This window comes from Psychrobacter maritimus, assembly GCF_029953575.1.
Lineage (GTDB): Bacteria > Pseudomonadota > Gammaproteobacteria > Pseudomonadales > Moraxellaceae > Psychrobacter > Psychrobacter maritimus.
Genome location: NZ_CP124526.1, coordinates 328,285 through 341,382, shown reverse-complemented (window position 1 = coordinate 341,382; position 13,098 = coordinate 328,285). Strand labels below are relative to the sequence as shown.

At 44.5% G+C, this 13,098-nt stretch carries 9 protein-coding genes; 7 read left to right on the top strand and 2 right to left on the bottom strand.

Annotated features, from left to right (window positions below):
- Positions 1-564: 564 nt before the first annotated feature.
- The 4 genes from QJS82_RS01485 to QJS82_RS01470 all read left to right on the top strand — a co-directional run bounded on the left by QJS82_RS01485 (position 565) and on the right by QJS82_RS01470 (position 7,314).
- Positions 565-2,754: a RelA/SpoT family protein gene (locus QJS82_RS01485; protein ID WP_201563301.1), complete on the top strand. Its 2,190-nt coding sequence runs from the start codon at positions 565-567 to the stop codon at positions 2,752-2,754.
- Positions 2,755-2,913: 159 nt separating this feature from the next.
- Entirely contained in the window at positions 2,914-3,294 is a 381-nt protein-coding gene (locus QJS82_RS01480) for a RidA family protein (RefSeq protein WP_201563303.1), read from the top strand.
- 147 nt (positions 3,295-3,441) lie between these two features.
- Complete coding sequence (locus QJS82_RS01475; RefSeq protein WP_281490986.1) at positions 3,442-5,739, top strand: primosomal protein N'; 2,298 nt, start codon at positions 3,442-3,444, stop codon at positions 5,737-5,739.
- Between the two features lie 381 nt (positions 5,740-6,120).
- A complete protein-coding gene (locus QJS82_RS01470) occupies positions 6,121-7,314 on the top strand; it encodes a cation diffusion facilitator family transporter (RefSeq protein ID WP_281490985.1) in 1,194 nt (397 codons plus the stop codon).
- 64 nt (positions 7,315-7,378) lie between these two features.
- On the opposite strand, the gene QJS82_RS01465 is transcribed toward QJS82_RS01470, so the two are convergent.
- Entirely contained in the window at positions 7,379-7,693 is a 315-nt protein-coding gene (locus tag QJS82_RS01465; RefSeq protein WP_281490984.1) for a hypothetical protein, read from the bottom strand.
- A gap of 201 nt (positions 7,694-7,894) precedes the next feature.
- Between QJS82_RS01465 and QJS82_RS01460 the strand changes: the two genes are divergently transcribed.
- Both QJS82_RS01460 and QJS82_RS01455 read left to right on the top strand, forming a co-directional pair.
- Positions 7,895-8,599 (top strand): hypothetical protein, encoded by a 705-nt coding sequence (locus tag QJS82_RS01460; RefSeq protein WP_201625218.1) that lies wholly within the window; start codon positions 7,895-7,897, stop codon positions 8,597-8,599.
- A gap of 75 nt (positions 8,600-8,674) precedes the next feature.
- Positions 8,675-10,561: a monovalent cation:proton antiporter-2 (CPA2) family protein gene (locus QJS82_RS01455; RefSeq protein WP_281490983.1), complete on the top strand. Its 1,887-nt coding sequence runs from the start codon at positions 8,675-8,677 to the stop codon at positions 10,559-10,561.
- Between the two features lie 29 nt (positions 10,562-10,590).
- Here the strand turns inward: QJS82_RS01455 and QJS82_RS01450 are convergent, their stop codons facing one another.
- The gene (locus tag QJS82_RS01450; protein ID WP_281490982.1) at positions 10,591-11,526 is read right to left on the bottom strand and encodes a DUF2628 domain-containing protein; all 936 of its coding nucleotides are present in this window, start codon (positions 11,524-11,526) and stop codon (positions 10,591-10,593) included.
- A gap of 267 nt (positions 11,527-11,793) precedes the next feature.
- Here QJS82_RS01450 and trmB point away from each other — a divergent pair, with 267 nt between their 5' ends.
- The gene (gene trmB, locus QJS82_RS01445) at positions 11,794-12,666 is read left to right on the top strand and encodes a tRNA (guanosine(46)-N7)-methyltransferase TrmB (RefSeq protein ID WP_281490981.1); all 873 of its coding nucleotides are present in this window, start codon (positions 11,794-11,796) and stop codon (positions 12,664-12,666) included.
- Positions 12,667-13,098: the final 432 nt, after the last annotated feature.

Here is a 13,098-nt window from a genome sequence, read left to right as displayed (position 1 = left end):
TCAAAACATGGCTTTTAGTACTTGTTTTGTATAACCACTTTATCAAGTGATGACATTCCTGATTGATAAGAACCACAGCATAGGCTGTGGTTTTTTGGTTGTAAGACTATTGATGACGCCACTTATAGTGCTAAGTTATTGTAGTCAATTCAAGACGAAATAGTATTCTGCTGGGATAAATTCCCCTCGCTTGCTGTGCGCTTTGCACTCCAGAGGCTGCGAAAAATTTATCCCAGCAGTATGTTGTAAGTTTTTAAATTAAATCGACTATATATTAAACAGTTAGCAATTTTAACCACCGTTTATAGCGAAAATCCTACCATTGAGTGGGAATTTCTTAATTTTTGCATAGCCTACTCGCTTAGCAGTTGACATTGAATGCGATTTACGATTAATTAGAGGGTGGTCTGCCCCTTTTTTAGCTCTGCGTCTTTAAGCTTTGATGTCTTTAAGCTTTGATAGCGTAGGTCAGCATTCATTCAGTCACCATTTACCTGAACAGTCGAGAACCAAGAAACCATCTTGAACTGACAAATAGGTATTGGAAAATAGGATCGCCGCTTTATGAGTCAAACCTTACCCAAACTCAGTCATCCTTTAGTCGATGACGCTCAATATAATCTGCTGCGCTCAGTAGGTTATCTCACTGCGGCTGAACGTAGTGATATTATTGATGCCTGTGAGTTCGGTGATATTGCGCATATCAAAGACAAGCGTAAATCAGGGGAGCCTTATATCACCCATCCGATTGCCGTTGCCGAAATATTGGCAGGCTTTCGCTTGGATCGCGATACGATTATTGCAGCCATCCTCCATGACACGGTCGAAGATACCGAGATCAGTGCTGAGCAGATTCAGCAGCGTTATGGCAAAATAGTGGCAAGACTGGTCGATGGAGTGACAAAATTAAAATCATCGACCCATAATAAACAAGAAAATAAAGCGGCAACCTTTCATAAAATCCTAACTGCCACCCTCGCCGATCCACGGGTATTGATTATCAAACTCGCTGATCGCCTACATAATATGTCGACGCTGGATGCGGTACGCCCAGAAAAACAGCGCACCACTGCGCAAGAAACCCTAGATTTTTATGTGCCCTTTGCACGCTTAATGGGTCTCAATGACATTGCCGATTATATCGAGGTACTTTGCTATCGTAACCTTGACTCCGATATGTATAACAAGCTGTCTGATAAACTGCTACAACACGGGCTTGGGCGTAATTTTCAAAGAGAGGCCATTCATCGCTATTTAAGTATTGTTCTAAACAATCTTGGTCTGAATGGCATGGTTAAAGTCTTAGACAATCGCGTCGTTATCTTTCGCCAGTTTTTCCGCAATCGCGGTGAAATCAATGCACTGTTGCGCCATTATGCGTTTGAGATTGTCCTTGATAATATCGAAGCCTGCGACAAATTGGCTTATTATCTGATTAAAAAATATCAGATTGATGACAGCCATATCGCTGACAATATTCGCCGCCCGCTACCGGGTGGTAATCAGTCGCTGACTCTTATCTATGAGCGCGACAATGATTTTGTCAAAGTGACAATTTTAACCAAGCAAATGCAGAACGCGGCAAGGCTTGGCGTTATTGGCGCAGAACACGCCTCCGATGTCAGTCAATCGGTTATTCAAGCGTCATTACGCAATATGAAAGACTTGGTCGACGATGAAGACAGCTTAGATGAGGACAGCCCTGACTTTTCAGCGGCGGTCTCCACCATTAATGAGCTGATGGATTATCTGCACTCGAGTAAAATCATCTGCTACAGTCCGCAGGGGCGCGCTTATGAGCTACCGCAGGGCGCAACGGCGCTCGACTTTGCTTACGCGGTAGGACCTATGGTTGGTAATGTTGCCGTCGGTGCCAATGTCGATAACAAACATGCAAAACTTGGCACGGTACTGAAAAACGGTCAGTTGGTCGAGATTGAAGTAAACAGTCACTCTGAGCCAAAGGCGGAATGGCTTGGCTTTGTGGTCACCAATAAAGCCCGGGTAGAGATTTTGCGCTGGTTTAAAGATTTATCTCCTGCAGATAAGCAGCATCACGGTATGCAAGCTTTAGACCGCGCCTTAAAAACCTATCAGAAAAGCCTCGATGATTTAAGCGAAAGTGACTGGAAAAACCTCACCGAATGGCGCGGTTTGACAGAAAAAGATGCGCTATTTGAGCAAATAAGCTCCGGTACGTTACTGCCGCAACTGGTGGTCACCCGTTTGTTTAGCGATGAGGTCAGTGATATTCAATCGCAAGAACATATCGATGATATGACCCAGCCGCAGCAACTGATTGTCAATGCCTCAGGCGTCGAGCTTGATTTTGCCAATTGCTGTCACCCGATTTATGGCGACCCTATCGTTGGCCATTTATCGCGTCATGGTTTGGTTGTCCATCGACATAAATGCTTTTCATTGGACGATATCCGTAAAGACAATCCTTATCAAGTTATTCAGTTGCGCTGGCGTAACGATAAAGCAATTAAGCAAAGCGACTCAGACGAACACGGTAGCAAAATCCGTTTCCCCGCTTACCTTAAGCTCTCAATTGCTCTTAGTGACGAGCAAATCAGTGAAGTAATTTATCATCTGCGCCAGTTAAATATCGGAGTCGAAAAGGTCGACGTGCGTAGCAGCGATACCATTATTCATATCGTTGTACGTAGTCGCAATCATTTAGCGCAAGGTATTCGCGAATTACGCTCATTACTTGGCTTCCCTAACATTATCCGGCTATACCAATTATAAAATCAGTTAAAATAAATGTTAAAATCCATACCTTTTACCTATGCCTTTTAAGCGTTAGGCATTAACCTTTATATTTAATTTTAAGCGTTTAACGCAGCCTGACATTTTTGGCTCACTTTTCAACCAAATAAACATCAAAAAATATCATAAGGATATAATATGACTCGTCAAACCATTCAAACCGATAAAGCACCTGCCGCCGTTGGCACGTATTCACAAGCAGTAAAAGTAGGCAATACTGTATATATTTCAGGTCAATTGGGTTTTGACCCTGAGACCATGGAGCTAAAAGAAGGTTTTGAAGCACAAGCCAAGCAAGTATTTGAGAATATCAAAGCCATTTGTGAAGCAGCTGGCGGCAGTTTAAATGATGTGGTTAAATTCAACGTCTCTTTAACCGACTTAAATGACTTTGCCGCGTTAAACGAAGTATTCGTTGCGAATTTAAGCGAGCCATACCCTGCCCGCGCAGCCGTACAAGTTGCAGCCCTACCTAAAGGCGGCGTAGTTGAAATCGAATCTATTATGTATATTGAATAAGACGGTTATTGAGCTTTGTTAAGCTCTACAGTTTATGTTCAATGATAATAAGCTTAGCATCGTGCTAAGCTTATTGGTCTTTATCTATTTATCTCTTAACCTGTCTTCCTAATCCCTATTCACCTGATAAGACTGCGAAGCCCTTTTATGTTGCTACAAGTTGCGCTACCCGTGCCCCTTTATCGGGTGTTTGACTACAGCTTGCCAGCAGATAGCAGCGCGTTGCCGCATAGCACTTCAGCTCATATACCGCCTATTGGTAGCCGTGTCGAAGTATCCTTTGGTCGTCAAACCTTAATCGGTATCGTCATTGCTCATATTGCTGCAGCGGATAGCGACGTACCCCTCAATAAGCTTAAACCTATTAATAAATGCTTAGATGCTGAGCCAATTTTAGATAACAATATGCTAAAGCTGGCGCATTGGCTGGCGCGTTATTATCACTATCCGCTCGGTGATGTCTTAGCGGTGATGTTGCCAACCCTCGTGCGGCAAGGTAAGCCGCTAGATTTATTGATTACCCATTGGCGAATTTTGCCGCATGTAGGCGACGACGATTTTCGCGCCAATGCAAAAAAGCAAAAGCAACAATTTGAGATGCTTAAATTACATGGTGAGCACGGCGCTAGCGAGGATATTCTGCTCTTAGAAGGGATGCAGCGCAGTTTCTTAAAAGCGCTAGAAGAAAAAGGCCTTATCGAGCGTTATATTCAGAATAAACAAGCACCTGCTCCTGTTAAATTAGCAACCATGCCGCTTGCCCTTAATGAAGAGCAACAGCTTGCCGTTACCGCGATTATTGCTGCTCATAAAGCTAATCGCTATACGGGATTTTTGTTAAATGGTATCACCGGCAGTGGCAAGACCGAAGTCTACTTGCAAGCGATGCAAGCGGTCTTAGAAGCCGGCAAGCAGGTATTGATATTAGTACCAGAGATTGGACTCACGCCGCAGACGCGCGCGCGCTTTGCCAGTCGCTTTGCCGCTCATATTGTCTTATTGCATTCGGGTATGAACAATACCCATCGCCTGCAAGGTTGGCAAGATTGCCGTACCGGTCATGCGCAAATTATCATTGGAACGCGCTCAGCGGTGCTCTATCCCTTTGCCGATCTGGGCTTAATTGTGGTTGATGAAGCCCATGATGGCTCTTATAAGCAGCAAGATACGCTGCGCTATCATGCCGCCGACGTCGCGCTTTATCGCGGACTACAAGCCAATATCCCCGTCGTCCTTGGTACCGCCACCCCTTCTCTTGAGCATCTAAAACTGGTCGATGACGGTAAGCTGGTAGAGTGTCAATTGCAAACTCGCCCTGGTAATGCCAAGCTTGCCAGCATGCAGCTGATTGATGCGCGCCTGCAAAGTACCCATCAACAAACGACGGACGAAGGCGCACGCTATGATACGGGGCTGACCGATGCGCTGATTGGCGCAATACGGCAAACACTAGAGGCTGGCGATCAAGTTTTAATATTTCTAAATCGTCGCGGCTATGCGCCAGTTTTGCTATGCGAAGCTTGCGGTTGGCAAGCAGACTGTCCACGCTGTGATGCCCATTTAACCGTTCATTATAATAGCCAATCGCCATCTAATTCCTATTCAAGCAGCTCATATTTAAAGTGCCACCATTGTGATTGGCAAGCCTATATTCCAACGGTTTGCCCTGATTGTGGCAGTCAAAATTTGGATGCCAAAGGAATGGGCACTACAAGGCTCAGCGAAAACTTGCATGCGATTTTTGCCAATCCGCAAACCAGTAAAGAGCTTTACCCTATTATCCAAATCGATCGCGATACCACCAGACGTAAAGACAGCTGGGAAAATATCTATCAGCGTATCAATGAGGGCAAGCCTGCCATCTTAGTCGGTACGCAAATGGTCGCCAAAGGTCATCATTTCCCCAATGTTACGCTTGTTTGTTTGCCCAATGCTGATCGTGGCTTTTTATCCGCCGACTTTCGCTCGCCGGAACATACTGCACAACTCATGATTCAGGTCGCAGGGCGTGCCGGTCGCGGTGATAAATCGGGGCGCGTATTGATTCAAACGCTGCAGCCCGATAACGAGCTGTTATTAAAACTGGTAAAAGATGGTTATTTATCATTCGCACGTGAGCTACTGCAAGAGCGTAGAATGATGGGCTTGCCGCCGCATAGCCACGCTGCCCTAATACGCTGTGAAGGCAAAACCCTTGCCGCCACGACGCAAGCGCTTAAAGATGCGATTGCTATTTTGCCAAATGGGCATAATCTTGCCGTCCTCGGTCCTATCGATGCGCCAATGAGTAAAAAGAACAGTCGCTACCACGTGCAGTTACTGCTGTTAGGCAAAGACAGACAGCAATTACATCGGGTATTACATCACTGGTGGCAACCTGTACTTGCCCTGCCAAGCGCCAAATATCTGAAGCTGACCTTGGATATTGACCCTGTTGGCTGGTAATATCCAATTTCTTAGCATGGTTCTTTAACTAGAATTATCACGCTATAGTCGGTACTAAATAAAATGGATACGTTATCTGACAACGTGAAACTGGTACAAATTTTTCTAGCTTGCTGTCCCTACGCCGACAGAGGCTACAAAAAACTCATTCCAGTTTTACTGTATCTTCTTTATATGGAGCTGACTATATAGCTTGCTGTCACTAACCAACGCTTTTCAAAATAGGCAATTCATCGTTTTCCGCCTAGATACAGCAAGCATTTATTAAATGTGCTAAATTCTTTATATCTGTCTGGTTTGAGCACAGCAAGGCCCAGCGTTATAAGCAATCAAAGCTTTATAAGCAATCAAATTTTACCTTCTATCATCCTGAGTGTTGTTATGAATCAAAATCACCCAAAATCTGAAAAAAATGACCATTCTCATGAGAATGCTGCGGCTGATAACCATAAGCACGGCCAAAAGGATGCAGAAGGTCATTATACTAAAGACAGTTATACTGACGATAATCAAGACAATCACGACCACGATGAACACCTAGAACAGACGGTTGCACCACGCGATACCAAAGGCTATCAGCGTACCTTGCTATTTAGTTTTATCATTATTACTGCCTATATGTTTGTCGAAGCCATCGGCGGCTGGCTTACTGGTAGTTTGGCGCTGCTGTCTGATGCTGGTCATATGCTCAGTGACGCGGTGGCCCTTGGCGCGACATTGATGGCATTTAAAATTGGTGAAAAAGCAGCCACCCATCAAAAGACCTTTGGTTATAAACGCTTTGAGATTTTAGTGGCGACAGTTAATGGTGCGACGCTGGTTATTATTGCCATCATGATTTTTTATGAGGCGATTAAACGCTTTAATTCGCCACCTGAGATTGCGACCCAAGGCATGCTTATCGTTGCTACCATTGGTATGTTGGTCAACATTTTGGTCGCTTGGCTGATGCACCGTGGCAGTCGGGGCACAGATGCGCATGGTCACAGTCATGCAGGCAGTAATGAGGACAGTCAAGGAAAAAATGCGGGTAAAGCACCGGTCAATCTGAATATGCAAAGTGCTTATTTGCATGTATTAAGTGACTTAATGGGTTCGGTTGCCGCTATCGTTGCCGCGCTTTTGATGATGAGCTTTGGCTGGATTTGGGCGGATGCGGCGGCCTCGGTGATTGTCGCCATATTGATTTTGTTTAGTGGTTACCGCGTCGTCCGTGATTCGGTCCATATCCTGATGGAAGGGACGCCAGAAGGTATATCGCTAGTTGAGGTCGAAGACAAATTACTTGCCCACCCGCAAGTACGACAAGTCCATGACCTGCATGTTTGGAGTATCACCAGCGGTCTCAACGCCCTATCGTGTCACGTGGTCGTCGATGGCGAAATGAGTATTTATGAATCCAGTATCCTGATTACCAGTTTAGAGCAAAGCCTCCTTGAGCTTAATATTCACCATGCGACCATTCAAGTTGAAAGCTTAGCGCATCCGCAAACCAAGACGCATAGCGATGCGTTAGTTTGCGATATCTCACAGCAGGCGACTGATACCAATAATCATATTGGTCACAACCATTAAACATAAGACATTAAATATTAAATCATATAATTATCAATTAAGACGTCGCCTATCTGGTTGTCAGTTATGAGCGACGTTTTAATTGATATTTTTTTATAAAGTGCTGGCAATAACGCAGCATCAGCCAAATTATCCACAGCGCTGTTATTAGCCAAATACTTAGCCCCAACCCTAACAATATCATGCGAATCCAAAAATCTAGCGCACCGTTCATGAGGTGTGGCAGATAAGCCGGTCCCATATTGGATGCCATTATTAACCAAAACCCAAATAGCAGCGCCAGTCCTGCACCGATAATCCTTAAAATTATTTTGCCAAAGGTTTCTAATAAGCCACGCCAGTTATCATATATGGACGAAGGAGGTGAATGATGATTCATAAAAAAGCGCCTAAAAAGTGGCTTAAAAAAGATAAATAAAAGACCTTTATTGCAAATCAGCTTATATCAGGCAGATTTTTATCATTGTAAGAGCATGTTAAAAATAATGGAAAATTTGGCCGCGCCGCCATATTTTTCCTATAAATTCTGTATACTTAAGGCTTAAAACCCTTATTCATAACCAATTGATGACCTTTTGCCATGTCGAGACGCTCAGCTCCTTTCGTTGCTCCTAGCTATATTGATGACCCTATCTCAAGCGAGGGTAAAAAGCATGCCAAAGCATTGCTATCAACGCTGCAAGAAGATATTGCCAGCTTTCGAGATGAGCAGTTTCCGCCTGACATTTTGCGTCAAATTCGTGATATGCCGATTTATGAAGGCAATTTAGCCGAAGTCCAAGCCTATCAGCAGCGTTGGCATAATCTGCTTGAGCGTGCGATGGCGTTTTATCCGGCGGCCAACCTACCGCCTGATTATCTGCCGCTACCAGCCAGCCTTGAGATACCGCAATTTATCTACCATGTGCAAAGACTACATCTGACCAAGACCCGTGCCAAAGAATCCAAAAGCTTTGGGTCGGTCGGTGCGCTTACTGATAAATGTGGCGATTACAGCGCTGATGAAATTGCGCGTATGAGCGCCGTATTTGATAATGATGATGAGGCGCGTTTGGTGGCGCATCGTGAATTTATTGATTTGCGCGCGTATGTATTTTGCCGTGATAACAAAGGCGAGATGCTAGAGCCTGAGCGCGTACGCTTTTATCGAACAGGGCTTATCGTTCATGCCCTGCCCGATTTTAAAATTGTCGATAGCCGCCAGACACCGCGTAAGCGCCGTAACGATGCTTATAGTAATCCGCTGGCAGATAATGGCGTATGGAAGATTTATCGTAAGAAATAAACGATGTTCAAAATTTTTGATTATTGATCTACCCTGTTGTACTGCTTATTTTATCGTTACTGCTAAGGATTCCAGATGCTCGCTGCCGCCGCCGGCTCACCAAATTTAATGTTACAAGCTACTATTTTCTTGGGAGCAGCCCTGCTCTTTGTACCCCTTGGTAAACGTTTTGGCATCGCGACGGTCTTAGGTTATCTCATCACAGGATTGATATTAGGCCCCAGTGGTTTAGATGTTGCAGGCGATGCGGAAAGCTTGTTGCACTTTTCTGAGTTTGGCGTGGTCATGCTGCTGTTTATCATCGGCCTTGAGCTGCAGCCTTCACGATTATGGGCGCTACGGCGTTCGATTTTTGTCCTTGGTGGCTTACAAGTCGGTTTGACTGGCACGCTATTAATGTGGCTGTTACATCAGTTTTTTGCCTTGCCGCTCGATACCGCTTTTATTGTCGGATTTGGTCTCGCCCTATCATCGACTGCCTTTGTCCTACAAATACTGACAGAAAAACAGCAGCTTTCAAGTACCCATGGCCGTGAAGCCTTTACCATTTTATTATTCCAAGATATTGCTGTTATCCCTTTATTAGCCGTTATTCCGTTTTTATCAGGGGTGCGCGAGCAAAGCTACGATTTGATTTATTTTGGTAAAGTATTTGCCGTTTTTGCCGGACTTATCTTTGCCAGCCGTTATATCATTCGACCTTTCTTTAAATTTGTGGCATCCAGTGGTGCTTCAGAACTTTTAACCGCAGTCGCTTTATTTATTGTCATGGGCGTGTCTATTTTAATGGGACAAATCGGTCTATCGATGGCATTGGGGGCGTTTTTAACCGGCGTATTGCTGGCAGATTCTGAGTATCGTCACGAGTTAGAAGCCAGTATCGAGCCTTTTAAAGGGCTGCTGCTAGGGCTGTTTTTTATGTCGGTCGGTATGCTAACTGATGTCAAACTCATCTTAGCAAAGCCTGTTTTTATCATCGGCTGTGCCATGGCATTAATGGTGATTAAGTTTGGTGTTATTACTGCCATTGCCAAAATATCAGGCAATCGCTGGCCGACCAGCATCCGCTTGGGCGTGACCCTTGCTCAAGGTGGTGAGTTTGCCTTTGTCTTATTTAGTGTCGCAACGGCGCAAAATGTGTTGCGTCCTGAGCTTGCCAATACTTTAAATCTTATCGTCACCATTTCTATGGCACTGACACCACTGGCATTTTTACTCTTAGAAAAAATCGGTGAGCCAATATTTGCTAAAAGCAAACCAAGCCGCGAGTACGATGCCATTCCTGATCATGAGCATGAGGTGATTATTGCCGGTTTTGGGCGCGTTGGTCAGATTATTGGTCGTGTGCTGCGTATGCATAATATCGAATTTACCGCTATTGAACGCTCGGCAAATCGCGTCGATTTCGTGCGTAAGTTTGGTAACCAAGTCTATTATGGCGATCCAAAAAATCCCGAGATACTACGCGCTGCCGGCATTAAAAAAGCGCGCGTCTTTATTCTCGCCATCGATGATTTAGAGCGTTCTATCACTACCGCCCAATATTTGCGTAAAAACTATCCTGATATGATTGTCTTAGCACGCGCCCGTGACCGCCAGCACTATTATCGCCTGCGTGAAGTCGGTGTGCGTCATATTTGGCGGGAGACCTATTTATCGTCTTTAGATATGTCGCGGGAATCATTACAGCTACTCGGTATCTCACCAGAAAAGGCGCGCGAAACCGTACAAACCTTCCGTGATTATGATGATGATTTGATTGAACGTCAGCAAGCAATTTATGGTGATGAAGCCAGCTTAATTGAATCGGCACAGTCAGCGATGGCCGAGCTTGAAAGTCTATTTGATGAAGATATCGATAAAGCCCGTAAAATGGATTTGACCGATTTTTATGACGCCCTAAAGAGCCAAGCAATACCGGTCGATGAGAAAGACGATCTCGCTACTGACTCTAAACGCTAAGTGTCAAAAACCCTAAGTGTCAAAAACCTTTAGTTCTCATTACAACCTTTAGGCGCTTGCCTTTTATTGAGTGAGGTCATACAGTTCCAATTATCGCTATCGGGCACATGATAAAAAACCAGCGTTTGATTATTTAGGTAGCGAATCGGAAACTTAACGTTCTGGATGGTAGCTATGACCGCGCAATCCGTTGTTGGCACGCCAGCAGCTTTGCTGTCGATAGCGATATGTACCTGCTCTGTACCCATGTCTAGAGGAAGATTGCTAGGACACTGCCCCGTTTGCCGATACGCCAACGCCAACGCCACACGATTTTGCGCTGTTTTAGCGGTATCGTAAGCATCAAACAACACTTCGTTTTCTTTGGGCTTGGCAACAATGGGCAAAAACTGCACCTTTATTACCATTAAAGCAAAGGCAAAAAAGCCAAAGCCCAATCCCAAGCCAAATAAGCTGACCCCACCTTCTTTTTGCAAGTGCGCTTTTTGCGCCGCCTCATCACGCGGATAATCATTGATAGCATCAGCAATCTCGCGCCTTGCCATACGGTAATAATAAGCGTCCGTCCAGCGTGCAACCATAACTGACCAAAACAGCCAAATCAGCGCCGCAATAGCGATACGTATGGCCATCTGATAAGCATCGGCAATATAAGGCATCGCGACAAATTCAAACGCCACCAACACCAGTGCGACGTTAAGCTGAATAAACGACCAACCGGCGACGCTATAAACAATCGCATCCATATAACGCTTACGATATAGCAGCCAAGGAAAAGTGACAAAAAACGCCGCCCAATGCCATTTTGGCGACAGATATCCCTGCTTATCAAACTCCTCAAAGCGCTTAAGATAATATGACTGGCTACGCTGACTGATAAACCATTTATCCAGCTGCTGACGCTTTTCAGGTGTGAGCTGCTCTTGATAAAATGGTGGCGGCGAATCCGTCTCGATAAATAACATGGCAGTCTGCTCTATAGATTCTCAAAAATAGGATATCAAGGATTGTTATATGATAACGCCAAAAGCCAGTGATAGAAAACCCATATATATGCAATCTGTATCGAGAAAATCCGTCTATAGCCTTGTATAATTTAGAGAAACTGTAGCGATACATAAAATATATGGCAAACTTACAAACTTACTAAAATTGGATTGTCCGTTCACAGTGGTCACGATTTCACTTATAATGAAGCAACTTTACCCACCTAATTAAGCCTTGTTAATCCTATGAGTCAACATCCTGATATCAATGACAACATCAATGGTGCTAATACTACTGATGAGCAAAACCCTAATAGCACTAACCCTATGAACCCTGAAGCTCAGGCTACAACTGTTACTGCCATTAGCATTGATGCCGATGCTAGCAGCCAAAACGAGCCTGAAACGGACAAACATATTCGTATCGTTAATACCTTTATGAAACGCCGTACGCATATGAATAAGAATGCCGAGCTGGCACTGACTGCGCCAGAGTTTGCGCATTACTTAGTCAATAACAGTTTCGGTGATGGCAATCTTGAAGGCATTAACGATTTGCGAGTGCTATTTGCAGATAGCCCTAACGGCAGTGACGCGCCGCTTACGGTAGAGATTGGTTTTGGCTTGGGTGATTCATTTATCGAGATGGCCGCTGCTGAGCCAACGCGCAATTTCGTTGGTGTCGAAGTTCATGAGCCAGGTATCGGTAAATGCGCTTATATGGCAGGCACGCAAGGTTTAACCAACGTTAAAATCATTAACGGTGATGCTATCCAATTGCTGAAACAGCTACCAGAAAATCATATTGATCGTATCCAGCTCTACTTCCCTGACCCATGGCAAAAAAAGCGCCATTATAAACGCCGCTTTGTCAGTCCTGAGCGCATGGCGATTGTCACCCGCAGCTTAAAGCAAGGCGGCTGGTTCCATACTGCGACTGACTGGGAGCATTATGCCTTTTGGATGGTTGAAGTGTTGGATGGTTTTGCAGGGCTGACCAATCAAGCAGGCGCAGGTAATTTCACCGACCGTCCTGACTTTCGTCCAATGACCAAGTTTGAGCGCCGCGGTTTAGAGCGCGGACATGGTGTTTGGGATTTAATCTATATTAAAGACTAATCCCGATGGCACTACCGTAGCGATATTGCCCTATAGCGGCTAAGATACTGATAAAGTACTTAGCCGCTTTTTTGTGGCTGAATATCTCTCCTGCCCTACTTTATCTGTTGATATATAAGGCTTCGCTCGTTGTGCTAGCTACTTTTAAATCGTTAAAGCCTTTAAGTGCTTGCTCTATATCCACTAGATACCCGCAAGCAATATGTGAAACATAGACATTAGACAGCAATTTTATGACTAAATTTAAAGTTGCAAAAACAGAAATAGCCTATATTTGGCTTGCATACAATATTTCATATCTGCGCAAACATTGATAGGATAAGGGTTTCGTGAGTTCTCCCCATAAGCTGTGGATAACCCTGTGTATAAGTCGCCACTTGACAAGTATTTCCCTAGGTAGCTTAAAGGGTTAGGTAAAATCGTTCATTTTTT

What these genes read in the sequence shown, in the direction of transcription:
- QJS82_RS01485 (WP_201563301.1), top strand. Translation starts at nt 565, where the DNA reads ATGAGTCAAACCTTACCCAAACTCAGTCATCCTTTAGTCGATGACGCT.
- QJS82_RS01480 (WP_201563303.1), top strand. Translation starts at nt 2,914, where the DNA reads ATGACTCGTCAAACCATTCAAACCGATAAAGCACCTGCCGCCGTTGGC.
- QJS82_RS01475 (WP_281490986.1), top strand. Translation starts at nt 3,442, where the DNA reads ATGTTGCTACAAGTTGCGCTACCCGTGCCCCTTTATCGGGTGTTTGAC.
- QJS82_RS01470 (WP_281490985.1), top strand. Translation starts at nt 6,121, where the DNA reads ATGAATCAAAATCACCCAAAATCTGAAAAAAATGACCATTCTCATGAG.
- QJS82_RS01465 (WP_281490984.1), bottom strand. Translation starts at nt 7,693, where the DNA reads ATGAATCATCATTCACCTCCTTCGTCCATATATGATAACTGGCGTGGC.
- QJS82_RS01460 (WP_201625218.1), top strand. Translation starts at nt 7,895, where the DNA reads ATGTCGAGACGCTCAGCTCCTTTCGTTGCTCCTAGCTATATTGATGAC.
- QJS82_RS01455 (WP_281490983.1), top strand. Translation starts at nt 8,675, where the DNA reads ATGCTCGCTGCCGCCGCCGGCTCACCAAATTTAATGTTACAAGCTACT.
- QJS82_RS01450 (WP_281490982.1), bottom strand. Translation starts at nt 11,526, where the DNA reads ATGTTATTTATCGAGACGGATTCGCCGCCACCATTTTATCAAGAGCAG.
- trmB (WP_281490981.1), top strand. Translation starts at nt 11,794, where the DNA reads ATGAGTCAACATCCTGATATCAATGACAACATCAATGGTGCTAATACT.